The organism is uncultured Bacteroides sp. (assembly GCF_905207245.1).
Lineage (GTDB): Bacteria > Bacteroidota > Bacteroidia > Bacteroidales > Bacteroidaceae > Bacteroides.
The window spans coordinates 1-24238 of record NZ_CAJLKP010000068.1 but is presented as its reverse complement, the minus strand read 5'-3'; the positions used below and the strand labels follow the sequence as shown (position 1 = coordinate 24238).

Annotated in this window: 16 protein-coding genes; 8 read left to right on the top strand and 8 right to left on the bottom strand. The window is 43.5% G+C overall.

Annotation, left to right across the window (positions count from 1 at the left end):
• The first annotated feature begins 22 nt into the window (after positions 1-22).
• The 6 genes from QZ135_RS18180 to ccsA all read left to right on the top strand — a co-directional run bounded on the left by QZ135_RS18180 (position 23) and on the right by ccsA (position 7902).
• Positions 23-1168, top strand: coding sequence for an imelysin family protein (locus QZ135_RS18180; protein WP_294612511.1), 1146 nt, complete (start codon positions 23-25; stop codon positions 1166-1168).
• A gap of 106 nt (positions 1169-1274) precedes the next feature.
• On the top strand, positions 1275-2708 hold the full coding sequence (locus QZ135_RS18175; RefSeq protein WP_294612508.1) for a di-heme oxidoredictase family protein: 1434 nt from the start codon (positions 1275-1277) through the stop codon (positions 2706-2708).
• A 28-nt stretch (positions 2709-2736) separates the two neighbouring features.
• Positions 2737-3948, top strand: coding sequence for a porin (locus QZ135_RS18170; protein ID WP_294612505.1), 1212 nt, complete (start codon positions 2737-2739; stop codon positions 3946-3948).
• A 28-nt stretch (positions 3949-3976) separates the two neighbouring features.
• Positions 3977-4687 (top strand): hypothetical protein, encoded by a 711-nt coding sequence (locus QZ135_RS18165; protein WP_294612526.1) that lies wholly within the window; start codon positions 3977-3979, stop codon positions 4685-4687.
• A gap of 13 nt (positions 4688-4700) precedes the next feature.
• Positions 4701-5855: a Rid family hydrolase gene (locus QZ135_RS18160; protein ID WP_294612502.1), complete on the top strand. Its 1155-nt coding sequence runs from the start codon at positions 4701-4703 to the stop codon at positions 5853-5855.
• Complete coding sequence (ccsA, locus tag QZ135_RS18155) at positions 5842-7902, top strand: cytochrome c biogenesis protein CcsA (RefSeq protein WP_294612499.1); 2061 nt, start codon at positions 5842-5844, stop codon at positions 7900-7902. Before QZ135_RS18160 ends, ccsA begins: the two co-directional genes overlap by 14 nt.
• Positions 7903-7993: 91 nt before the next feature.
• On the opposite strand, the gene fldA is transcribed toward ccsA, so the two are convergent.
• The 3 genes from fldA to QZ135_RS18140 form a co-directional block, all read right to left on the bottom strand.
• Positions 7994-8518 (bottom strand): flavodoxin FldA, encoded by a 525-nt coding sequence (fldA, locus tag QZ135_RS18150; protein ID WP_294612497.1) that lies wholly within the window; start codon positions 8516-8518, stop codon positions 7994-7996.
• Between the two features lie 128 nt (positions 8519-8646).
• Positions 8647-9849 carry an MFS transporter gene (locus QZ135_RS18145; RefSeq protein WP_294612494.1) on the bottom strand — a complete coding sequence of 401 codons (1203 nt, stop codon included), beginning with the start codon at positions 9847-9849 and terminating at the stop codon, positions 8647-8649.
• A gap of 51 nt (positions 9850-9900) precedes the next feature.
• Positions 9901-12321 carry an ATP-binding protein gene (locus QZ135_RS18140; protein WP_294612491.1) on the bottom strand — a complete coding sequence of 807 codons (2421 nt, stop codon included), beginning with the start codon at positions 12319-12321 and terminating at the stop codon, positions 9901-9903.
• A gap of 278 nt (positions 12322-12599) precedes the next feature.
• On the opposite strand from QZ135_RS18140, the gene QZ135_RS18135 reads away from it, so the two are divergent.
• Positions 12600-13472 (top strand): pyridoxamine kinase, encoded by an 873-nt coding sequence (locus QZ135_RS18135; RefSeq protein ID WP_294612488.1) that lies wholly within the window; start codon positions 12600-12602, stop codon positions 13470-13472.
• Positions 13473-13509: 37 nt separating this feature from the next.
• Here QZ135_RS18135 and sucD read toward each other — a convergent pair whose 3' ends face one another.
• Positions 13510-14382, bottom strand: coding sequence for a succinate--CoA ligase subunit alpha (gene sucD, locus QZ135_RS18130; RefSeq protein ID WP_294612485.1), 873 nt, complete (start codon positions 14380-14382; stop codon positions 13510-13512).
• The gene (gene sucC / locus QZ135_RS18125) at positions 14379-15527 is read right to left on the bottom strand and encodes an ADP-forming succinate--CoA ligase subunit beta (protein WP_294612482.1); all 1149 of its coding nucleotides are present in this window, start codon (positions 15525-15527) and stop codon (positions 14379-14381) included. Before sucC ends, sucD begins: the two co-directional genes overlap by 4 nt.
• Before the next feature lie 596 nt (positions 15528-16123).
• Between sucC and QZ135_RS18120 the strand changes: the two genes are divergently transcribed.
• Positions 16124-20095 carry a two-component regulator propeller domain-containing protein gene (locus tag QZ135_RS18120; protein ID WP_294612523.1) on the top strand — a complete coding sequence of 1324 codons (3972 nt, stop codon included), beginning with the start codon at positions 16124-16126 and terminating at the stop codon, positions 20093-20095.
• Between the two features lie 44 nt (positions 20096-20139).
• Here the strand turns inward: QZ135_RS18120 and QZ135_RS18115 are convergent, their stop codons facing one another.
• The 3 genes from QZ135_RS18115 to QZ135_RS18105 form a co-directional block, all read right to left on the bottom strand.
• The gene (locus QZ135_RS18115; protein WP_294612479.1) at positions 20140-23079 is read right to left on the bottom strand and encodes an ATP-binding protein; all 2940 of its coding nucleotides are present in this window, start codon (positions 23077-23079) and stop codon (positions 20140-20142) included.
• A 424-nt stretch (positions 23080-23503) separates the two neighbouring features.
• Positions 23504-23599 (bottom strand): smalltalk protein, encoded by a 96-nt coding sequence (locus tag QZ135_RS18110; protein WP_156482078.1) that lies wholly within the window; start codon positions 23597-23599, stop codon positions 23504-23506.
• A gap of 56 nt (positions 23600-23655) precedes the next feature.
• Positions 23656-24156: an HU family DNA-binding protein gene (locus QZ135_RS18105; protein ID WP_294612476.1), complete on the bottom strand. Its 501-nt coding sequence runs from the start codon at positions 24154-24156 to the stop codon at positions 23656-23658.
• Between the last annotated feature and the right edge of the window lie 82 nt (positions 24157-24238).

Genomic DNA, 24238 nt, shown 5'->3' with positions numbered 1-24238 from the left:
TAAATCAATTATTATTATGCAAATGAAAAAGAACTTTTTTTATGTGGCAGCTTTGGTATTAGGGCTGTCATTTACGATGACTGCTTGTGACAGTGATGATGATGATGTGGTAGCACCGGAAGACATTGACTACACTGCGGAGAACGCAGACAGTTGGCACAACTACATGAGAAATGTTGCAGCTTTATTAAGAACGGATGCAACCAGTCTTTATGATGCCTGGAATACAAGTTATAATGGTGGAGCAAGTTATGCCTCTTCTTTTAAAGCACATAGCATTTCCGATTATACCAGCGCATGGAACTGCATAGAGCAGATTATCGACGGCTGTGTAGAGATTGCCAACGAAGTGGGTGAAACTAAAATAGGTGACCCGTACAGCAAGTATGTGGCAGGTAATACGAAGGAGGCTTTGTATGCGGTAGAATCCTGGTATAGCTGGCACTCACGTGACGACTATACGAATAATATCTATTCTATCCGCAATGCTTACTATGGTTCTACAACAGGGACAGTGAGCAGCAATTCTATTTCCAAATTGATAGCCGATAACAATGCAGCATTGAATACGAAAGTGATTGCCGCTATCAATGCAGCGGCAACTGCTATTCAGGATATTGACCAACCTTTCCGTAACAATATTAACAGCAGTGAAACAGTGGTTGCCATGGATGCGTGTGAAGCATTGGAGACAGTTCTGGACAATGAACTGAAACCATACATCAGAGATAATAACAGTATTAATACGGATGCCGTGCTCGAGCCAATCGTGCAGAACTATGTAGATGTAGTGGTATTGCCTACTTATAAAAATCTGAAAGAAAAGAATGACGCCCTGTATAATGCCATTGTAACTCTTGCCAATAATCCTACCAACGCTAATTTTGAAGCAGCTTGTACCGCATGGATTACGGCACGTGAGCCATGGGAAGAGAGTGAGGCCTTCTTGTTTGGTCCGGTAGACAGTATGGGACTTGACCCTAACATGGATAGCTGGCCTTTGGATCAGAATGCTATTGTACAAATTCTGAACTCCCAGAACTGGAGCAATCTGGAATGGACAGAAGGAGATGATGACGCTAAAGTAGAATCTGCACAGAATGTACGTGGTTTCCATACTCTGGAGTTCCTGCTTTTTAAAGACGGCAAAGCGCGCACTGTGAAATAAGAGATATTATTCTCTCTATAAATAGGGAAGTAAAAGTGGAATTACAGCAATTCCCCTTTTACTTCTTTGGCATGTTTGAATATATTGTTTTAAGATATAGCTGATAATGAAGAATTATTTGATAAAATATTCACTTTCTCTTTTTTGCTTATTGGCATTTGCAGCTTGTGATGAAGATGGCATTGATGTGCTGGACATTGAAATTCCTGATGGGTATGCTCTTTCGGCCGGTACATCAACTATTTTTATGAATTCGTCCAAGGCTTATGATTCACCTGCCAGTTGGATATCCGGTTCGTATAACAATCGATTTAATTTAGGTGATAAACTTTATGATGATATGCGTACCAGTGGCAATGGAACGGGAGGAGGTCTTGGTCCTGTCTATGCGGGCTACTCTTGTGGCAGTTGTCACCGTAATGCCGGCCGCACAAAACCGACATTGTGGAGTGAGGGAGGTTCGGGAAGTTATGGCTTCTCTTCTATGTTGGTTTATATTAGCCGGAAGAATGGTGCATTCTTTCAGGACTACGGGCGTGTATTGCACGACCAGGCCATTTACGGCGTAAAGGCGGAAGGAAAACTTGCTGTGGAGTATTCGTACGAGACTTTCAGCTTCCCGGATGGCGAAGAATATGAATTGTGCAAACCTTCCTATTCCATATCCGAGTGGTATGCTGACAGTATTAAGCCGGAAGATATGTTCTGCACGGTACGTATTCCGTTGCGACATGTAGGGATGGGACAAATGATGGCGCTTGACCCGACAGAGATCGAGGCATTGGCTGCCAAAAGTAATTATCCGGAATATGGCATCAGTGGGCGTTGCAACTACATCATGGAGCGAGGCGTGAGAAGCCTGGGCTTGTCGGGTAACAAGGCGCAACATGCTGACCTGACGGTGGAATTGGGTTTCTCCAGCGATATGGGTGTAACCAACAGTCGCTATCCGGAGGAAATCTGTGAGGGACAGGCGCAAGTAAACCAGGGTAGCATGATGGGACTTTCTTATGCTCAGTTGGATATTAGTACCGAAGATATGGAGGATGTAGATCTTTATATGCAGAGCCTTGGTGTCCCGGCACGACGTCATGTAAATGATGAGCAAGTAGTAAAGGGAGAACAGAATTTTTATAAAGCCAAGTGTCACCTTTGCCATGTCACTACACTTCATACGAAATCACGCGGCACGGTTTTGCTGAATGGAACACAGTTGCCATGGTTGGGTAGCCAGACTATTCATCCATATTCTGATTTTCTATTGCACGATATGGGGTCTGAAATTATGGACGTTGGCTTGAATGATAACTATGTCAGCGGACTGGCTCGTGGAAACGAATGGCGCACCACTCCTCTCTGGGGAATAGGCTTGCAGGAGAAGGTGAACGGACATACTTATTTCTTGCATGATGGGCGCGCCCGCAATTTGGTGGAAGCCATTATGTGGCATGGCGGAGAGGGAGAAGCGTCAAAGAACCTCTTCAGGAAGATGAGTAAAGAAGACCGTGACGCACTGGTTGCATTTTTAAATTCACTTTAAAGTAGAATAAAGTAATAATAGCTAAGTTATGAAGAATTTTATATTGATCGTTTTGTTGTCGGCCCTGCCTCTGGTGGCTATGGCACAACACGAAGAAGATACGGAGAATGGTGTGGTTTCATTGGCAGGAAGAGAAGGATTCACCATTGAAACAAAGAAGGGGGATTTTGTATTCAAGCCTTATTTGTTGGTACAAACAAGTGCAAATTTCCACTATTACGATGATGAGGGATTGGACAAAGCCTACAATCAGGACAATGTAGCCAATTCCGGATTCTCGATCCCCTATGCCGTGCTGGGTTTCACTGGAAAAGCTTTTGGAAGGGTTGCCTTCAACTTGTCTATCAATGCGGCAGCCAGCGGTGGGGCATTGTTGCAGCAAGCATGGTTCGATGTGCAAATAAAGAAGCAGTTTGCAGTGCGTGTCGGGAAGTTCAAAACGCCTTTTTCACATGCTTATTTAACGACATTGGGTGAAACGTTGATGCCTTCGTTGCCCACCTCACTTACTTCTGCCGTTATTCTGCCTTATTCATTGAATGCGGTAACACCTAATATCGGTACCGGGTTTGATTTGGGAGTAGAAGTTCACGGACTTGTTGCAGATAAATTTGGCTATGAAGTAGGCTTGTTCAACGGCACAGGAGCTTCGGTGAACACCGCTACCAAGACTTTCAGTGATGACTGGCACATTCCTTCGTTGTTGTATGCAGGTCGTTTTACTTATATGCCTAAAGGCGTGATGCCTTCAACTCAGGGCAATCCGAACCGTTTGCATGAAGATAAGCTCTTGTTCGGGGTATCTACCTCACTGAATGTGGAAAGCGAGAATGAAAGTACCAACGATTTTCGTGCAGGACTTGAATTTGCTATGTTGAAAAACAAACTTTATCTGGCTGCCGAAATGTATTATATGAATGTGGGCTTCACGAAGCGTCAGAAAATCTCAGAATCCTATAACTATCTGGGTGGTTATGTGCAGGGAGGCTACTTTGTAGCTCCGCGTTTGCAGGCTGCTTTACGTTATGACTTCTTCAATCGTAACGGAACAGATACGAATGGTTTCCTGAATATGCCTGCTGTGGGAATGAATTATTTCTTCAAAGGATGTAATCTGAAGTTGCAGGCCATGTATCAGTATATTGCCCGCACCGGACATGATACACAGCTTGATCGTGACAATGATGATTTAGGTCTGGCCATGCATTCCGGCGTCATTATGCTTCAATACACTTTCTAATAAAAAGAACAGCAAGGAGGATATAATGATGAGAAAACGGATTCTTTTCTTTATCTTTACACTGGGATTTCTCTCTTGTGACGATGGGCGGATTTATGAAGAAACCGTTTATGTTCCACGAGAGGGGCGCGTCCTGAAGTTTACCGGTAAAATCAGCGGTATAGATAATTGGACTGATGGTTACAGTGTAGTATTAGGAGGCTTTGATGCGAAGAGTGAATATGCGGTTGTTGCCAAGAACATCCAGAAGACTGCGGCGGATGATGATGAAATCCAGGTTGTCATGTCGGGTATCAGTGAAGAAGTAACTCAAATAGAATTATGTGTTATTAATCAAATCAGGAAGCGGGTTGTAACCTTTCAGACCATGACTGATATAGCCGACGCTTCTGATACCATAAGAATGGATGCAGGCACGGTAGATGTGGGGATGTACAGCGCGATACAGCAGCAGGTTTTCAATAAGAGCTGCACTGCCTGCCATGGAGGAAGTACAACGCCGGCTGCCGGTCTGTACTTACTGGAAAGTAACAGCTATGCTTCTTTAGTAAATCAGGCTTCTACTATTGTGGAAGGGCAAATGCGGGTGAATCCGGGCAATGCGCAAGAGAGTACTTTACATCTGATACTGAGTACGAACCTTAGTTCAGGGTGGGGGATAGATCATTCGGACATGATAACTTCGCCTGCCGTGCTGTCTTTGGTAAAAGACTGGATTGATAACGGTGCAAAACAGTAATAATTTATAGGATATGAACAACAAAAAACAACAAACCAACCAATCAGAGAATACATTAACCGAGATTTTTAAATATGAAGTAAAAGAAGGCGTTTCAGAGTTTCATGTAATGATTCACTCTACCCGGCCGGAAGATACTTATGAGGAACAATTAAATGCGGTAGCCAATGCCTATAACGATTTGCTTGCAGGTGAATTGAAAGGTGCCATGGCTGTGTTTAAACGTTATTTCCTGAGTGATACCGCCAATCAGGCTGACCTCCTGCTGGCTATCACTACCGAAAGTTCCGACTGTGCCCTTTCCGTGGTAGAGCAACCCCCTTTGGATGGGACGAAAATAGCTTTGTGGGCTTATTTACAGACCGATGTGCAGACACAAGTGCTGCACAACGGATTGTTTGAAGTAAAGCACAATGCATATCGTCACCTGTGGGGAGGCAGTGTTTTCAATCGTGCTGCAAATTCTGAGTACCAGACCCGTTTGTTGCTGAATGACTACGTGATGCAACTTATGGAACAAGGATGTAAATTGGCGGATAACTGTATCCGTACCTGGTTCTTCGTACAGAATGTGGATGTGAATTATGCCGGTGTGGTAAAGGCGCGTAATGAGGTTTTCGTCACTCAGAACCTGACGGAAAAAACACACTATATTGCCAGTACTGCTATCGGCGGACGTCATGCTGATCCTAAAGTATTGGTGCAAATGGATACCTATGCTGTGGCAGGTTTAAAGCCGGAACAGATACACTTCCTTTATGCTCCTACGCATCTGAATCCTACTTATGAGTATGGTGTCAGCTTTGAACGCGGAACCTATGTCGATTACGGTGATCGGCGTCAAGTGTTTATTTCGGGTACGGCAAGTATCAACAATAAAGGGGAAGTGGTATACCCCGGCGACATCCGCAGGCAGACGGAACGGATGTGGGAAAATGTAGAAGCCTTGCTGAAAGAGGCGGAGTGCACATTTGATGATTTGGGACATATGATTGTTTACCTGCGTGACATTGCAGACTATGCAGTTGTGAAGAGTATGTATGACAAGCGTTTTCCGGATACTCCTAAAGTATTTGTACATGCGCCTGTATGCCGTCCCGGATGGTTGATCGAAATGGAATGTATGGGAGTTAAGGCTTTGAAGAATAAGGAATATGCACCTTTTTAATCTGAAGAAAACTCTTGTCTCCTTATATATCTGTCTGGTGGCTTTGCTCGCTGTGGTGACCTTTGTGGAGCATGTACGCGGAACAGAGTTTGTAGAAAAGTATGTTTATCATACAGTTTGGTTTTGTTGTTTGTGGGGAGTACTTGCCGCATTGGCAGTTGCCGTGTTGGTTAAGCGGCAGTTGTGGCGGCGTCTCCCGGCATTGTTGTTGCATGGCTCCTTCCTTGTTATCTTGGTGGGAGCCATGATTACATTTTCATGCAGCAAGAAAGGATATATGCATCTCACAGTAGGTACTGAGGTGGGAACTTTCATAGACCAAGGCAGCAAACGGGTGATCGAATTACCATTCACATTGTGTCTGGACAGTTTCCGGGTGGAGTATTATCCGGGGACGGAAGCCCCGGCAGATTATGTCAGCTATATCCGGGATGCGGAACCAGTTTCCATGAATCGTATCCTCTCTCGTCAGGGGTATCGCTTTTACCAGTCTTCTTTTGATGATGATAAGGAGGGGAGTTGGTTGTCAGTGAATTATGATCCGTGGGGAATAGGGATTACGTATGCAGGATATATTTTGCTGGGTATCTCCATGTCGTGGATGCTTGTCAGTCATAGTGGGGAATTCCGTAGATTGCTCAGGCATCCGTTGCTTCGGAAAGGAGGAATATTTGTGTGGTTGCTCATGGCTACGGGAATGGTGGTGCAAGCGGAAAACAGAAGCCTTCCGGCACTTGCACTCAGACAGGCGGATAGTCTGGCATCCAAACAAGTGATTTATCATGATCGCGTAGTACCTTTTAATACCCTTGCACGAGACTTTGTATTGAAACTGACCGGGAAACCTTCTTATGGTGGTATGACCTCCGAACAGGTTGTCGGAGGTTGGTTACTCCGTCCGGAGGTTTGGCAGAATGAACCGATGATTTATATAAAGAGTGCGGAACTTCGTCATTTGCTCCGATTGCCTTCTTCCTATGCCCGTCTTACTGATTTGTTTGATGGGCAAAACTATCGCTTGCAGGAGTTTTGGAAGGTCGGACAAAAGCCGCATATGAAAATGACTTCGTTGGAAAAGGCTATCATGGAAACGGACGAAAAGGTAGGATTGATACTGATGTTACGGAGTGGAACACTTATCCGGCCTTTACCGGAAGATGGGAGTATAAAACCACTGTCTGACGTAAAAGTGCAGGCTGAAATATTGTACAATCGTATTCCATTCAGCAAACTGTTGTTTATGTTTAATCTGACTGTAGGGATGCTGGCATTTTTCTATCTGCTTTATTGCAGCATGCATCGTTCGGCAGGTAAGGCATGGGGAGTTTTTACTGTTGCACTTTATGCGGCATTTCTTTTTCAACTCTTTGGTTACTGTTTGCGGTGGTATATTGGCGGACGTATTCCGTTGAGCAATGGATATGAAACCATGCAGTTTATGGCACTGTGTACCCTTCTGCTTGCGTGCATATTCCGGCGTCGCTTCTCTTTTACGTTGCCTTTTGGATTGATTATTTCGGGTTTTGCCTTGTTGGTAGCTTATCTTGGGCAGAACAATCCTCAGATCACTCCTCTGATGCCTGTGTTGCTGTCTCCCTGGTTAAGTATCCATGTTTCTCTGATTATGGTATCCTATGCATTGTTTGCCTTTATGATGCTAAATGGATTACTGGCATTCTGCATAGGAGGCTGGCGAAGAAAGGCAATCGATTCGGAGATTCAGGAACAGCGTAAGGTCCGTGTGGAGCAATTGATGCTTTTCAGTCGGTTGATGCTCTATCCGGCAGTATTTTGTCTGGGGGCGGGGATTTTTATTGGTGCCGTGTGGGCGAATGTTTCATGGGGGCGTTATTGGGCCTGGGACCCGAAAGAAGTCTGGGCTTTAATCACCTTTTTAATCTATGGTGCGGCATTCCACGGACCATCGCTTGCCGTCTTCCGGCAACCCCGGTTCTTCCATACTTATATGGTGTTGGCTTTCCTTACGGTGCTGATGACTTACTTCGGAGTAAATTATCTACTGGGCGGTATGCATAGCTATGCCTGATGTGTCTTTCTATTTCCGGATAATATAATAAAAATGCCTGCGGATTCCGCAGGCATTTTCTACAAAAACAACTAACTAAACACATGCAAAGTTAATCAAGCGCACCGGACTTTTCTTTGTGATTTTTTATGTCGTTCACCCAAGCGTCGATACGTTCTTCTGTCTTATCACTTTCGTTGATGTCATCAAGAGCGAGTCCGACAAACATACCGTCGATAACGGCAATTGAGGAGGAGAAAGAATAATCTTTTGCAGACACTTTACCGACGATGGTGCAGCCGGAATCCTTGATATCTTCGTATATGATACCCATACCATCGCAGAATGTATCGCAATAAGACTCAGCATCACCACAACCGAACAGAGCAATTGTTTTTTCTTTCAGGTCTGATTCTTTCAACACTTTAACGCCATCATACCAGTCATCCTGCAATTCACCGTCACCCCAGGTGGAAGTTCCTAAAAGAAGAACTTCATATTCCTTTACCGCATCGGCATTTATTTTGCTGACATCGATTACATCAGATGCGGGAACACCAAGTTTAGAAGCGATTGTTTCGGCAATGCCTTGCGTAGTTCCGGTTGAGGAACCATAAAATATTCCTATTTTCTTCATACTATAAAATGGTTTAATTTGTACGGTTGCAAAGTAACGGCATCAGAGGGGTTTATGAAATACCCACAAATAATGAAATGCTTCTTTGTACCTAACCACTTATAGGTATGATGGGTGGGGTCAGGTATTTATTTACGGTTTTTCTTCAGATCAGGCAAAAACCAGGTAACCAATCCGAGTAATGGCATATAAGCGCAGACATTATAAACGGCTTCGATGCCGAACTTATCCGCCATATTTCCCAATACAGCCGAGGCAATACCTGCCACTCCGAAAGCAAATCCGAAGAATAGTCCGGAGATCAGTCCCAGTTTACTGGGTAATAGCTCCTGCGCATATAACAGGATAGCAGGAAAAGCAGATGAAAGAACCAGGCCGACACAGAAACTCATAATAATTGTGGCAAGCAAGCCTACATGAGGCATCAGTATACTGAAAGGTGCAGCACCGAGAATGGAACCCCAGATGACATACTTTCTTCCGACACGGTCTCCGATAGGACCGCCCATCAGTGTTCCGATGGCTGTAGCCACAAGAAACACAAAGAGATAAAGCTGGGAGTCCTGCACACTTACTCCGAATTTATCAATCAGATAGAAAGTGTAATAGCTGCTTAAGCTTGCCATATAAATATATTTGGAGAAGATGAGTATCAGCAGGATAGAAATGGAAAGAACCGTTTTCCCCATAGGCAAAGGCATCTGCATATGAGGTTGCAGGGCAATATGATCACGTTTCATCCGGGTAATGTATCCTTTGTACCATTTGCCGACAGGTATCATTACCATGATTGCTATCACCGATAAAATAGCGAATAATGCGATGTTGTGTCTGCCATAAGGCGCTACAATTAAAGCTACCAGTAACGGTCCCAGTGATCCTCCCAGGTTTCCACCCACCTGAAACAAGGATTGTGCCAATCCTCTTCTGCCTCCGGAGGCGAGTGAAGTGATGCGGGATGCTTCCGGATGAAGTACGGAAGAACCTATACCTATGATGAATACCGAGAACAATACCCAATAAAGATTGGTAGAAAAGGCCAGATTTAACATCCCCGTCATAGTGAACAGCATACCCATTGGCAGTGTCCAGGCAAACGGGCGCTTATCAAAGAACAATCCGAATACGGGTTGAAACACCGATGCGGACATCTGGTAAACCAATGTAATCAATCCGATTTGTGCAAAACTCAACGTCAAATCCTCTTTGAAAAGCGGATATGTGGCGGTTATGACGGATTGCAATAGGTCGTTCAGACAATGGGAAATACTTAATGCTATCAATATCGGATAAGCTATCGAGCTTACCGGGCGTTGTGTATTCTGTTGCATGATGGTTGCGTCTCTAATGTAAATAGGGCGCAAAGGTACAAAATAAAATGATTAATACGGATGAGTAAACCAAAAGCATGAACCTTCTCCTTCAGTTGATTCCACTCCGATTTTTCCTCCCATCTGAGATACTAAACTTTTGCAGATGGAAAGTCCGAGACCGGTGCCCTGTACAAAAGTATTGAGTTTCACAAACCGCTCGAATATACTATCGAGTTTTTCTTTGGGAATTCCGACACCTGTATCACGTACATAGAATTTAATTTCGTGGGGTGACGTCTGTTCATACCCCAAAGCTATGGTGCCTTGTCTCGTGAACTTTAATGCATTGTTTATGAAATTGGTTATGACCTGCATGAATCGGTTCTTGTCTGTATAAATATGACAATCGGGCATATACTTCTCGAAGACCAGGTCCACAGTTTCCGGTACTTTCATCTCCAGCGACTTGATGATTTTCATGCAGCTTTCGTTTACATCCAAATCGGAGCGTACGAAGTCGAATGTTCCGGATTCTATCTTCGAAAGATCAAGAATATCAGAAACCAGTTGCAGGAGCAATTCATTATTTGTTTCTACTATTTTAATATATTCCTGGCGTTCTTCCCTGTCGTCTGTTTCTGCCAGCAGACTGGAAAAACCAACGATAGAGTTGAGCGGAGTACGTATTTCATGGCTCATATTGGCAAGGAAAGCAGATTTCAAGCGGTCCAGTTCTTCGGCTTTGTCACGGGCAATGATCAGCTTCTGTTCTGTCTCCTTCAAGGGAGTAATATCATAGTTGATACACAGCATTTCAATAACTCCATCCTGAGGACGATAATCCCTGACCATTACGTTTATACTGGTCCACGAATATTTTCCGTTACCTTTATCAACACGTACTTCTTTACTTAAACTTGTGGCTTTTCCTTCTTTAACCTGACCTACAAATTGTTTCAGGACAGCGCAATCTTCCGGGTGTACATGCGAATATACTCCGATAACCTGAGGCATGGGAGTGTTTTCCTTTTCACCTAAATTCCGATACCATGTATCCTGGGCATACCCGTCTCTTGTCATTATATTAAAATGAGCAAATCCCACTTTTGCATAGTCACCTATTAAGAGGAACAAATGTTCAAACTCTTGTATTTTGCTGTATGCACTGGTGGTCTCTGTAGTATCTATATTGATAAATAGGTAATTACTGAATTGATTTTGTGAATCGTAAAGCAGAGCTACTTTTGTTTGAAGATTGATAACATCTTTTCTTTGACTTGTGACGTATCGGTCAATTTTAGAGAAATCATAATTAATGGAGAAATCCACATTCTCTTTGGCACGCAACTTTTCTTTCACATCTTCGGGGATATTGGGATTCTCGAACAATGATACCCCCAGTGCTTCCTTCATATCCGCCAAGCCGAATATTTCAAGTTCTTTATCATTCATATCTATCAGATACCCGTCTTTGTCATAAAGCTCGATACCTACCGGCAGATTTTTATAAATATTGCGAAGAATCTTCTCACTATGGTCCAATGCCTGGCGGTCCTCATTGGCCTGCAGTTCTGCTTTACGCAACTGCAGGCAGATACTTATGATGTTCCCTAAAGAGGAAAACCATTGGTGGTCTACATTGCTCCAAGTGCGATGTGTTCTTACCATATCTATACCCATATATCCCCATACTTTATCTTTGGATAGAAGCGGAACCACCATTACCGATTTAATATCTTGTGCTTCCAATGTATCCCGATAAACCTGAGCTTCGGCGGGCATATCATTCAACGTATTGAGAATGATTGATTTCTTTTCTGAAATTTGTCGGTCCCACCAAAGAGAATCATCCCAGTCCACATTCTGCAAGAAGTCCTGTTCTTCAGATATTCCTTCTGCTGTTGCTTCATAAATGCAACTCTGCACCTTATTTTCACGGTCTATTTCGAAAATATAGGTACGGTCTCCTTTGATTTGTCTAAGGAGGTCATCCAGAATTTTATTGATAATCTCTGTGATATCATCCGACTGCAGGAAAGCGAGTAATGAATGAGAAATATTGTTTTGCTGATAAAGCAAGCTGTTTACCTGCAGAAAGTCGATGGGGATATTCGTTTCTTCGGTTTGCTTGTCTATGCATTGCAAGTACCCTATGATATTTCTATATCCTTCTTCATCCGGCTGTTTAAAGCTGATTTTAGAATATACCCATACCTCTCCATCTTTAGCTTTGATAGGAAACATCTGTTCGTAAGTTCCTATGTTCGTAAGCGAAAAGAATTCGTTTCTGAGACGTTTCCGGTGGTCTTCCCGTATTTTTCCGTGGAAATCTTCAAAGCTGATCCGGTCGCTTTCGAGTCCAAGCAAATCTATGATAAAGTCTGAACAGATATACTGACGATTCTTCAGGTCTGATTCCCACCATCCCATTTTAGCCATTTGCGCAATCTGGCGATATTTATCACAGTCAAAGTCTGGCTTCTCTTTCATATATTTTTTGCTCCCGTTTCTATGTTTCTATTAAAATCTCAGTGGACAAATATAGAGATAACTTTTATATTTCAGTGGTTTTGTTGTAAAAAGAATGTTTATAACTGTCTAAACCTATAGGTAACTGGCTTTTATCGAAGCAAGATGCTACTTCCGGAGAAATTAAAATCCCTAAACATTTTCCCTTTAAGCTTGTTCTTTATTCCCCGTAAAGTTATCTTTGCGGGGATTTTTGTGTGAACGAAAAATGTGGTAGTATTGGGTAATAAAACTCTAAGATGTACACGAATAAAGTAAAAAAAATAGCAGCAGTTCATGACTTGTCGGGCATTGGACGCGTATCCCTCACAGTCGTTATTCCTATTCTGTCCTCAATGGGCTTTCAGGTCTGTCCTTTGCCGACGGCCGTACTGTCCAGCCATACGCAGTACCCGCAATTTTCTATCCTCGACCTGACGGATGAAATGCCCAGGATTATTGCCGAATGGAAAAAACTGGATATACAGTTTGACGCTTTCTATACAGGCTATCTGGGTTCTCCTCGACAGGTGCAGATTGTTTCGGATTTCATTGATGATTTTCGCCAGCCGGATGACCTGGTAGTGGTTGATCCGGTATTGGGAGACAACGGACGGCTATATACTAACTTTGATGAGTCTATGATTCGGGAAATGCGCCATCTGGCTGCAAAGGCGGATGTAATTACCCCGAATCTGACTGAACTCTTCTATCTGATGGATAAGCCTTACAAAGCAGATAATACCGATGAAGAATTGAAAACCTATCTCCGGCTTTTATCCGATGCAGGTCCGCAAGTAGTTATTATTACAAGTGTTCCCGTTCACGGCGAGAGTCACAAGACCTCAGTATATGCTTATAATCGGGTGGGGGACCGTTACTGGAAAATTACCTGTCCGTATTTGCCCGCACATTATCCGGGAACGGGAGATACCTTTACAAGCGTCATCACCGGAGCTTTACTGCAAGGCGATAGCCTTCCTATTGCCTTGGATCGTGCCACGCAATTCATCCTTCAGGGCATCCGTGCCACTTTCGGTTATGAGTATGATAACCGGGAAGGAATTCTGCTCGAAAAAGTATTGCATAATCTGGATATGCCAATCCAGAGTGCCAGCTACGAATTAATTTGAGTATCTTTGATAATCAGAAGATATTATATTTGAGTCGTTATTGTATTATTAGTTCTTTTAATAAGACCGGAACTTCTGCCGGTTCTTTGGCCACCCGTATCCCTGCTGCTGTGAGTGCCGCAATCTTCCCTTCAGCTGAACCTGAGCTACCGGAGATAATAGCTCCTGCATGCCCCATTTGTTTCCCCGGGGGAGCCGATTGCCCGGCTATGAAGGCTACGACGGGTTTGGTCACGTGTTTCTTTATATACTCGGCTGCCTGTTCTTCCGCATTCCCGCCGATTTCACCAATCATGACAATGGCTTCCGTGTCTTCATCGTTCTGGAACATCTCCAGCAGTTCGCGGAAGTAAAGGCCCACTACAGGATCGCCTCCCATGCCGATGGCGGTGGACTGTCCCATGCCATTGACCGTAAGGTGGTAAACTATCTCATAAGTCAATGTGCCGCTACGGCTGATGACTCCGACATTTCCTTTTTTAAAAACATTACCGGGCAAGATGCCTGCCAGACTTTTCTCCGGAGATATTAAACCGGGGCAATTGGGGCCGATGAGCATTGCTCCTTTCAGTTGGGTGAAACGATAAGCCTTTACTACATCAAGGGTGGGGATACCTTCGGAGATACAAATAATCAGTTTGATTCCCGCATCCGCCGCTTCCATAATGGCATCTGCTGCATGGCTTGCCGGCACGAATATGATGGAGGCATTGGCCTGCGTCTTTTCTACCGCTTCGTACATGGTATTGAAAACGGGAAGTCCATCAATGGTGCTGCCGCCTTTTCCGGGAGAGGTGCCGCCCACCACATGTGTACCGTATTCTTTCATTTTTACAGCATGAAAGTGTCCGTCTCTGCCCGTAATTCCCTGTACCAACAGGCGGGTCGATTTATTGATAAGTATGCTCATACAGTTTCTCCTTTCACTGATTTAACTGCCATCAGAGTGGCTTCATTCATAGTTTCCGCCACCTGAAAACGATTGCTGTCCTTTAATAATTTCCTGCCGATATTCTCATTGGTTCCCGTCAGCCTTACAATTGCGGGTATGTCCGTTTGCAACTGGTCGAAAGCCTGTATCAGACCGATAGCCACATCATCACAACGGGTGATTCCGCCGAATATGTTGATGAAGACAGCTTTTACTTTCGGGTCATTCAGCAATATCTTCATGGCTTCAACCACTTTTACAGGATTAGAACTGCCTCCGATGTCCAGGAAGTTTGCCGGTGAACCACCATAAAGTTTAATCATGTCCATTGTGGTCATTGCCAGTCCGGCTCCGTTCACCATGCAGCCTATATCACCGTCCATGCGTACATAACTGAAACCTCTCTCTTTGGCTGTTGCTTCCAGCTCTTCTTCCGGAGTGGGCTCAAAAAGAGCCTGTACGTCGGGATGGCGGTAGAGTGCATTATCATCGAATACCATTTTGGCGTCGATGGCCAGGAGTGTGCCTTTAGCCGTCAATACCAGTGGATTGATTTCGGCCAGTGAAGCGTCATTTTCTATGAAAGCTTTGTAGAGATCCTGCAGGATAGTGGTCATGCGTTTGGCCTGTTCCGCCTGCTCGAAGAGCATGAATGCAAAACGTTGTGCCAGATATTGGGGTAATCCTATCAGTGGGTCAATATTGTAGCGGATAATCTTTTCCGGAGCTTTGCGGGCCACTTCCTCAATATCCATTCCGCCTGCCGCACTCATGATGAGGACGACTGAGCGGGCGTTACGGTCGATGGTGAAGCTGACATAATATTCGGCAGCGATGTCTACGGCTTCACTTATCAGTACTCGAGTCACTGGGAATCCTTTGATGGTCATATTCAGGATTTCCTGAGCATGCTGCTTCACAAGTGCTTCGCTGTCTGCCAGCTTGACGCCTCCGGCTTTTCCTCGTCCACCGGTCAGCACCTGAGCTTTGATAGCTACTTTGTTCACTCCTGATTGCCGGAAAGCAGTCACTGCTTCATCGGGGGTGTTGCATAACATGTGCCGTTCTACCGGGATACCATAACGGGAGAAAATCTCTTTTGCCTGATATTCATGTACTTTCATGGATTATGGATTATAGATTATTATCTATTTTAAACAAACGAAAGGGCTAAAAAGTTGTCAAATAAGTGATTAAGAAGAGTAATAAGAGAAAGAGGCAGGCTTGTCAATTGCAAGCGAGTAATATTATGAGATAAGTCTTATATCTGGATATAAACTGACAATATATACAACTTTTCAGTAGAATAATAAATAGAAAAGTATTATGACTTCATGATTGATATTTTGTGCTTTCTAAGCCTCCTTTTTTATGACAGTATGGTGACTTTAATATTAGCTTTGAAGTGTGCTTTTACTGTGCTTCTATTCCTTTTGCAATGTTATTTACATGCAAATACTGAATTTTTTCATTAATTATATTCTATTTTTATGAAAACCAGTCTCTTTTGTTTTTATGATTTATTGATTTCTATATTTTGTCATTTTAAAAATATTGCCAAGGCGATAATAACTGATTCGTAATATGAAAAAAAACGTTTTTCATCCTATGATTTTTTCTTCTTTTTTTGTTATTTTTGCGTATTAATCTTGTATTTTAATGTGATAACACACGAACCGTGATGAAGAGGAGAAGATTCTATCAATTGAGAAACACCTCCATGCTATTTGCCATACTCGTATTTTTCACTCAAGTATGTGCAGCCCAAGCATATAGATACATAAACATGGAGGATGGGCTGGGTAGCCAGAAAGTTTACCGTATTCTGCAAGACTCTTTGGGATACATGTGGTTTTTAACTCAGGAAGGTCCGGACCGTTACAATGGGAAGGAAATCAAACACTATGAACTGACGGATAAAGGACAGAAACTTAATATGCAGTTCAATCTGAACTGGCTTTATATGGCTGGTGACGGTGCTTTGTGGGGGATAGGCCGGAAAGGCCGCATTTTTCGTTATGAGCCGGGACGCGACCGCTTTGAACAGGTGTATATGCCTTCCCAGCCCGAGAAGGGAATTGCTTCACCCAATATCACCTATAGTTATATGGATCGTTCCGGTCGTATCTGGCTATGTAGTAAGGAACGGATTACATTGTTCGACACCCATACGGAAAAGGCTTTCCCGTTACCATGCGACATCATCAGTAACATCACCTCCATAGAACAGATGGACGGGATGAATTTCTTCATAGGTACTGAATCCGGACTGTATCAGGCTATATTGGATGAGCAACATATGTCGCTCACATGCAAGTCCGCTTATAATCTTCATATACCGGTAAGCGAGTTATTTTTCTCAGGCGCCTTAAAAAAACTGTTTGTCGGTACTTTCAAACAAGGGATATGGATTTGCGATCTCACTACTTCTTCGGAAACCAGTTCGGATAGAACACTTAGCGATGTGAACGTCAAGCGGATTGTGCCTTTGGGTGAAAAGGAGGTGCTGATAGCTACTGACGGGAAAGGTATTTACCGGATGAATGTCGATTCGTGCCATGCAGTTCCTTACATTGTAGCTGATTATACGATTCATAACGGAATGAACGGCAACAATATCAATGATGTGTATGTGGACGGTGATGGCCGTATCTGGATTGCCAATTATCCCAGCGGTATAACCATTCGTGACAACCGTTATGGAGGCTATCGCTGGACACGTCATTCGGTTGGCAACCGCCAGTCGCTTGTCAATGATCAGGTACATGATGTCATTGAAGACAGTGACGGTGATCTCTGGTTCGGTACCAGTAACGGCATCAGTTTTTATAATTCCGGTACGGGTGAGTGGCATTCCTTCTTCAGTACTTTCGACCATGAGTTGGAAGATAAGAATCACATTTTCCTGACACTTTGCGAAATTTCACCCGGTATCATTCTGGCAGGTGGTTTCACTTCCGGTCTTTACCAGATAAATAAACGTACACTGACGGTTGATTATATCGCTTCTTCACTTTTTTTTCACCTTGATTTACGCCCCGATCAGTATATACGTGATATAAAGAAAGATTCGGAAGGCAATATTTGGTCAGGAGGTTTTTATAACCTGAAGTGCTTTGACCTGGCAGGTGGAAAATCCCGGTTATATCCGGGACTGAGTTCCATCACTTGTATTCATGAGAAGGATAGTTCTTCAATGTGGATTGGCACTTCGATGGGATTGTATTTGCTCGATAAGGTTTCGGGGAAGTACAGCAGCATTGATATGCCGGTGGAATCATCGCATATTTGTGCTTTGTATCAGGGAAAAGACGGTGTGTTGTATATAGGTACCAGTGGTTCCGGCTTGGTGCTCTACGATCCCGGAGAGGAAGCTTTTGCCCAGTATTATACGGACAACTGTGCCCTTATTTCCAACAATATTTATACGATTCTTCCTAAACCGGACGGCGACTTATTGCTTAGTACAGAAAACGGGATTGTTCATTTTTCTCCCCGCAGGATGTCTTTCAATAACTGGACCCGTGAACAGGGGCTTATGAGTGTCTGCTTCAATCCCGGTGCCGGAATTCTGCATAGCAGTGGGCGCTTTGTCTTGGGAAGCAATGATGGGGTTATCGGTTTTCCCTCGGATATGCACATTCCGGTTCCCGCTTTTTCTCCGATGCTGCTCAGCGATTTGAATATATCCTATCAGGCTGTGTATCCCGGTGATGAAGGTTCACCTTTGGAGACGGATATCAATAATACAGAGGTCTTACGGCTTAAGTATGGGCAGAATACTTTTTCACTGAGAGCTTCCTCTATCAATTATGATTATCCTTCCAATGTGTTATACTCCTGGAAATTGGAAGGTTTTTATGAAGAATGGACAGCTCCTTCGGCTGACGGATTGATGCGTTTTACCAATCTTCCATCGGGTAGGTATATGCTTCATGTGCGTTCGGTGTCCAATGAGGAGAAATATAAGAGCTATGAACAGCGTAGCATATTAATTATCATTTCCCCTCCGCTATGGGCTAGTCCGTGGGCTATAACCGGTTATGTCCTGTTGGCGGTTCTGGTATGTGTGATTCTGTTCCGCATCATCACGTTGAGAAAGCAGAAGAAAGTATCAGAAGAAAAGGCGCGTTTCTTTATCAATACAGCCCATGATATCCGGACGCCTCTGACATTGATAAAAGCTCCGTTGGAGGAGCTACGGAACGGAGACATGGTGAATGAGGAAGGGAAGGACCATGTAAGTATGGCGTTGCGGAACGTGGATGTACTTTTGCGGCTTACGACCAATCTCATTAATTTTGAACGTATCGACACTTACTCGTCCCGTTTGTATGTGTCCGAGTATGAACTAGGTTCATACATGTCCGGCATTTGTGATACTTTCCGTTCCTATGCAAGTGTCAAGCATATCAGGCTGGATTATGAGAGTAATTTCAGTTATCTGAATGTCTGGTTTGACAGGGACAAGATGGATTCTATTTTGAAGAATATCCTGTCGAATGCCATGAAATATACGCCGGAAAATGGAAGTATTCATGTTTCCGCTTCAGAGTGTGAAGATAATTGGTGTATTGAGGTAAAAGATACAGGTATCGGAATTCCCCGTAATGAGCAGAAAGGATTATTCCATGCTTATTTCCGGGGTAGTAATGTCATCAATCTTAAAGTGAGTGGCAGTGGCATCGGTTTGGCGCTGGTGCATAGATTAGTGCATTTGCATGGTGGTAAAATCTCTATAGAGAGTATAGCGGAGCAGGGCACGCAAGTGAAAATTCTTTTCCCTAAAGGAAACAAACATTTTCATAAAGCCACTATCATATCCCAGACTCCGGAGCATCCCGTCACTGTGCCCGAAGTTATTTCTCCGTTTTCTCCATCAGTTACGCCCAAGCAGAATCCGGATTCTTCGCGGCGTATCCTTGTAGTGGAGGATAATGATGATTTACGCATCTACCTGACAAATACGCTTGGTGAGGATTATCAGGTGCAGTCCTGTCTTAACGGGAAAGAAGCGCTTGAAATATTGTCCGAGTTCAAGCCGGATCTTGTGTTGTCGGATATTATGATGCCGGAAATGTCGGGAGATGAATTGTGTGCAGCTATAAAGGGCAATATCGAGACGTCTCATATTCCGGTGCTTCTGCTCACTGCATTGGGAGATGAAAAGAACATGCTTGAAGGGCTGAAAATCGGTGCGGATGACTATATGGCCAAGCCTTTTAGCCTCAATATCCTGAAGGCAAGTATCGACCGGTTGATAGCCAACAGGCTTTTGCTATATAAAAAGTATGGCAGTCCAGATTTTGAGAATGAAAAATGGCCGAAAGGATGTCGGGATACACTTGACTGGAAGTTCATTGCTTCCGTCAGGGAAAATGTGGAGAAGAATATGGCCGATCCGGATTTTACGGTAGATATGCTTTGTTCGCTTCACCACATGAGCCGTAGCAGTTTCTACAACAAAGTAAAAGCATTGACCGATTGTTCTCCGGCAGATTATGTTCGTCTCATTCGTATGCAGTGTGCTGCCCGGATGTTGAAAGAAAGCGAGCGTTCCATTACGGAAATTGCGGATTTGACCGGGTTCTGCGATGCAAAATATTTCAGGGAAGTATTTCGGAAACACTTCGGAGTCAGCCCGAGTGAGTATAGAGGAAAAGGAACGGCGGAAAAAGAAAATTCAGATTAAGATAAACATATGAATAGCAGGAGGGGGGAGGCCCCTCCTTGCTGTTATATTGCTGTGATGTTTTGTTTGATTGTATTGTGGAGTTTCTCTTTCAGGATATGTGCGTCGACCGGTTTGGGCACATATCCGTTGAATCCGTTTTTCATCACCTTTTCTTTGTCGGAAGAGAAGGTATATGCCGTAACGGCGATGATGGGTATTGTTTTTGAGAATTTCCGTATCTCCTTCGCCGCTTCGTATCCGTCCATTTTGGGCATGTTGATATCCATGATGATGACGTGCGGCTGGAATTTCTTGTACAACTCTATAGCTTCTTCACCATTCCAGGCATGCACCAGATTGTACTCTTTGTTAAGAATGGAATTGAATAGCAGGTAGTTGCTTTCATTATCTTCTGCTACCAGGATGACAGGCTTTTGCCGAGCTACCTTGGGAGTAAGGTTGACTGGCTGCTGTTTCTTCTGTTCCACAACTGCTCCCGGTTTATACGGTACTGTGAACCAGAATGTACTTCCTTTGCCTTCACCCTCGGATTCTACTCCGATCCTGCCTTTCATCTTTTCAATAATGTTCTTGCAGATGGAAAGGCCCAGTCCCGTTCCTTGGGTGAAAGTGTCCACTTTGGTGAAACGTTCGAATATTTTCTTCCGGTCCTCTTGTGAGATGCCCTTGCCGGTGTCCTTTACGTAGAAATAAAGTTCTTTTCCGCGTATTTCATAACCGAATGTGATGCTGCCTGCCTGCGTAAATTTAGTGGCATTGACCAGCAGGTTGATTAGTACCTGTGAAAGTCGGTTCTTTTCGGTTTGTACATGGCACAGGGCTGCCCCGGGAATGAATACCAGAGCAACGTCCGGTTGCAGCCTGCGCCGTACTGTACTCTCCACGTCTCTTGCCAATTCGTTCAGATCAACGTTCTGGTAATTGAACTCAAGAGTATTTGCTTCTATTTTCGACAAGTCCAGAATGTCACTGATAAGCTGTAGGAGAAGTTGGTTGTTGTTCTCTATGATACTGATGAATTCTTCACGTTCCTGTTCATCCTCAGTGGTAGTCAGCAGGCTGGAGAATCCTACGATAGCGTTCAATGGCGTACGTATTTCGTGGCTCATGTTAGCCAGGAATGCAGATTTTAGCCGTTCGGATTCCAGGGCTTTCTCTCTGGCTGTTATCAGTGCCTTTTCTTGTCTCTTGCGTTCTGTGATCAATAACAGCGAACCTACTAAGGATATCGGACATCCTTGTTCGTCATATTGGTCTACTATTGCATTTGTTTCAAGCCAGTCTATAAAATTCCGTCCTTCCACTTCGGTGATGATGCGGAACTCTTCCTTGGCGTGCTGTAATTCTCCGGAAACAAGACTTCTATGCACTTGCTCCATGCGTTCCACATCTTCCGGGTGTATTTTCCGGAAATATTCGGAAGCTTTTATAATGTGTGCCTGGGGAGTGGAACCTTCCTCTTTGGCAAAATTCATATGATCCAGTATCTGTTCGGATTCGCAAGTAATCATATCGCTTTTCAGGTCCCAGCGCCAAGGAATGATTCGGGCCACGCTTAAAGTCATTTCCAGCTTCTTATTGATTTCCCGCAACGCATTTTCCGCTTCATTACGTGCTGTGATGTCAATTCCGAAAATGTCTATAGTGTATTTTTCGGACGACTGGCAGATAATAAACTCGTAAAAAGAATGGGTTTCCTTGAAATAGTGTGTGAAGGAAATCGCTTGTTTTTCTCTGAATACCATTTTTATAAATCGGGGAAGACATTCAATCTGTGAAAGCGAATTCTTATTCGTATCATTATCCTCATTTGCTGTAAACAAACTCTTGAACAAGCTATTGCCGGCTTGGTATTTTATATCTGTTGCCTCTCCCTTTTCATCGAAAGCCACTCTTGCCTGGGTGTATGATATCGGCATGTTGCATACGAGTGTGTTGTGGGCACTGAACAAGGCTATTTTCTTTTGCTGAAACAAGTATATTATGAGCGCAATGACCACAAGTGAAAGCAACAGAATTGTTCCACTGATGATCCACCACTTATATTTTTGCCAGAATGTGAGTGGCTTATTCAGGAATATTGTATCTGACGGACAAAGGTCTGCATCAAGTTCGTCCAATTTCAGTTGTGCATAGTTGACGAGCGGATATGACTTTTTACTATATACGAATGGAATGTCACGTAGTTCTTTTCCCCGGAGCATTTGCCCGATAATGTCAGTTAAAGATTTCTCTAGTTCTGCTTGGTCATAGAAGTGACCGCCAATGAATCCTGCCTTATTGATATATGCTCCTCTCAGGGCAAATACCGGTTGGGGTGAGGATGCCACCAGCTGGAAATCGCCGCTGATGAGTGTAGGCGATCCAAACAGGTTTTTACGTTCATAGAACCAGGTAGAAAATAAGATACTTGTGGTCGGGTCATCTGTCAGTAAGTATTCTTGCAGTTGTTTGCTGTTTTCTTCTTTACCTACCAGCCGTTCGTATTCGATATTCGGATATTCTGATGTGATGTACGAGTGTATAAGCCGATCCAGACGTTGATTCTGATAAAGTTCGTCTGCTGCAAATACGATCTTTTTCATTTTGGGCAGCATCTGTACCATCATGTCAATGGTTTCTTTATACATATCCGGGGCCTCGATAAATGTGAAGTTATATTGTTCTCTGAGGTCGTTCAGGGGGAGGGCTTTGTTATCTGTCATATTTATGGAACGCCCTGTGAAATAATATCCCTGTGGGGCATAGGTATCTTCGTTGGCAATCAATACCATGGGAATGTCTCCCCATTCTTTCTGAATACGGTCTCTTAAAGTGAAAGCTATGCTGCCTATAAGTACCAGATAATCCGGCTTATTGTTTTCATAACGCTGGAAGATTCCTTCTTCCATTTGGTTGTACAATGAGTCATTGCGGATAAATGTACCATTTATATGCACTAAATCGGCACTGACATCTTCTATTGAAGAAGTTTGGAGCATAATAGGGTTTATAAGAGTCTGACTCCATGGGGCTCCTTCATTGTATGAGTTAATAATAAGTAGTCGATGTTGTTCTTTGGTTACGGCCGCATTGGATAAACTTAAGTGTAGTAAAACAAAACAGAGGCTGATTATATGTTTCCAAGATAAAAAAAGTCTCATAATCAATTATTAAGTGTTTCTTGTATTGAATTAATATTAGATATTGATACAAAAATACAAAAGCCTGTTCTTTTATAATTGTTTTTTTGCGTTGCATTAACCATAATTAACTTTAATCTATCTTGCTATTGTTGTGAATTATAGTCTTAAGTAGATGCTTCGACTGCGCTCAGCATGACAGATACTCTCGTGAAAGAAATAAGGCTGTCTTCATTTTTGAAAACAGCCTTATTCACTTTTAAAGAGTATTTATTTTACCTCTTTACACATTCATCGCATTAGCACTCAGTGCTCCTATAATAGCCGAAGCCACCGCAATCACCACCTTGAGTATTTTATCCCAAATTGATTTTTTCATTCTCTTTAATTTTTAATTCTTTAATTTTTAATTTCTAAAGCCTTTGGCTTTGGATTCTATCCCAGTGGGTCTTCTTCCAGTCCTCCCTCTCCTGATCCACCTCCTCCCGAAGGCTTGTCTTCCCCTGAGTCCGGCTTTCCTTCCAGAGCCGCTTTTATATCAAGGAATTCGATTCTCTCTCCGGCACGTGTCGAAGTCAGGTTGGGTTTTACACTGGTAGATGGACGGAAATTGATCCGTACGCTTTTGATATTCTTTGCCGTACATTCCTTCTCTGTCTCCACCCCTGCGGTGCGTGCCGAAAGGCTGAATACCCCGAAGTCCTGTATATTCACGGAATGTCCGTTATACAAAGCCGTCCTCATCGCTTCCACAAAATTTGTCAATACACTCTTGATGTCTCCCAACGACAGCGAACTCTTCTCTTTCATCTCATACGCGATGCTTTCCAGGTTTGCACTCTGCCCCATGGTCACCAGACGCGGGTAATACATCAACGGGGACTGCTTGTCCCTCAGGTCCTTTCTGTGAACCGTCTTTTTAAATGGTACTGCCATAACTCTTTAATTTTTAATTTTTAATTATTAATTATTGTTTTTCCCTTCCTGCAGGTTGGTGATACAAAGATACGTTATCCGT

Excerpts from the sequence above, each read along its gene's own strand:
- QZ135_RS18180 (WP_294612511.1), top strand. The coding sequence starts at position 23 with ATGAAAAAGAACTTTTTTTATGTGGCAGCTTTGGTATTAGGGCTGTCA.
- QZ135_RS18175 (WP_294612508.1), top strand. The coding sequence starts at position 1,275 with ATGAAGAATTATTTGATAAAATATTCACTTTCTCTTTTTTGCTTATTG.
- QZ135_RS18170 (WP_294612505.1), top strand. The coding sequence starts at position 2,737 with ATGAAGAATTTTATATTGATCGTTTTGTTGTCGGCCCTGCCTCTGGTG.
- QZ135_RS18165 (WP_294612526.1), top strand. The coding sequence starts at position 3,977 with ATGAGAAAACGGATTCTTTTCTTTATCTTTACACTGGGATTTCTCTCT.
- QZ135_RS18160 (WP_294612502.1), top strand. The coding sequence starts at position 4,701 with ATGAACAACAAAAAACAACAAACCAACCAATCAGAGAATACATTAACC.
- ccsA (WP_294612499.1), top strand. The coding sequence starts at position 5,842 with ATGCACCTTTTTAATCTGAAGAAAACTCTTGTCTCCTTATATATCTGT.
- fldA (WP_294612497.1), bottom strand. The coding sequence starts at position 8,518 with ATGAAGAAAATAGGAATATTTTATGGTTCCTCAACCGGAACTACGCAA.
- QZ135_RS18145 (WP_294612494.1), bottom strand. The coding sequence starts at position 9,849 with ATGCAACAGAATACACAACGCCCGGTAAGCTCGATAGCTTATCCGATA.
- QZ135_RS18140 (WP_294612491.1), bottom strand. The coding sequence starts at position 12,321 with ATGAAAGAGAAGCCAGACTTTGACTGTGATAAATATCGCCAGATTGCG.
- QZ135_RS18135 (WP_294612488.1), top strand. The coding sequence starts at position 12,600 with ATGTACACGAATAAAGTAAAAAAAATAGCAGCAGTTCATGACTTGTCG.
- sucD (WP_294612485.1), bottom strand. The coding sequence starts at position 14,382 with ATGAGCATACTTATCAATAAATCGACCCGCCTGTTGGTACAGGGAATT.
- sucC (WP_294612482.1), bottom strand. The coding sequence starts at position 15,527 with ATGAAAGTACATGAATATCAGGCAAAAGAGATTTTCTCCCGTTATGGT.
- QZ135_RS18120 (WP_294612523.1), top strand. The coding sequence starts at position 16,124 with ATGCTATTTGCCATACTCGTATTTTTCACTCAAGTATGTGCAGCCCAA.
- QZ135_RS18115 (WP_294612479.1), bottom strand. The coding sequence starts at position 23,079 with ATGCTCCAAACTTCTTCAATAGAAGATGTCAGTGCCGATTTAGTGCAT.
- QZ135_RS18110 (WP_156482078.1), bottom strand. The coding sequence starts at position 23,599 with ATGAAAAAATCAATTTGGGATAAAATACTCAAGGTGGTGATTGCGGTG.
- QZ135_RS18105 (WP_294612476.1), bottom strand. The coding sequence starts at position 24,156 with ATGGCAGTACCATTTAAAAAGACGGTTCACAGAAAGGACCTGAGGGAC.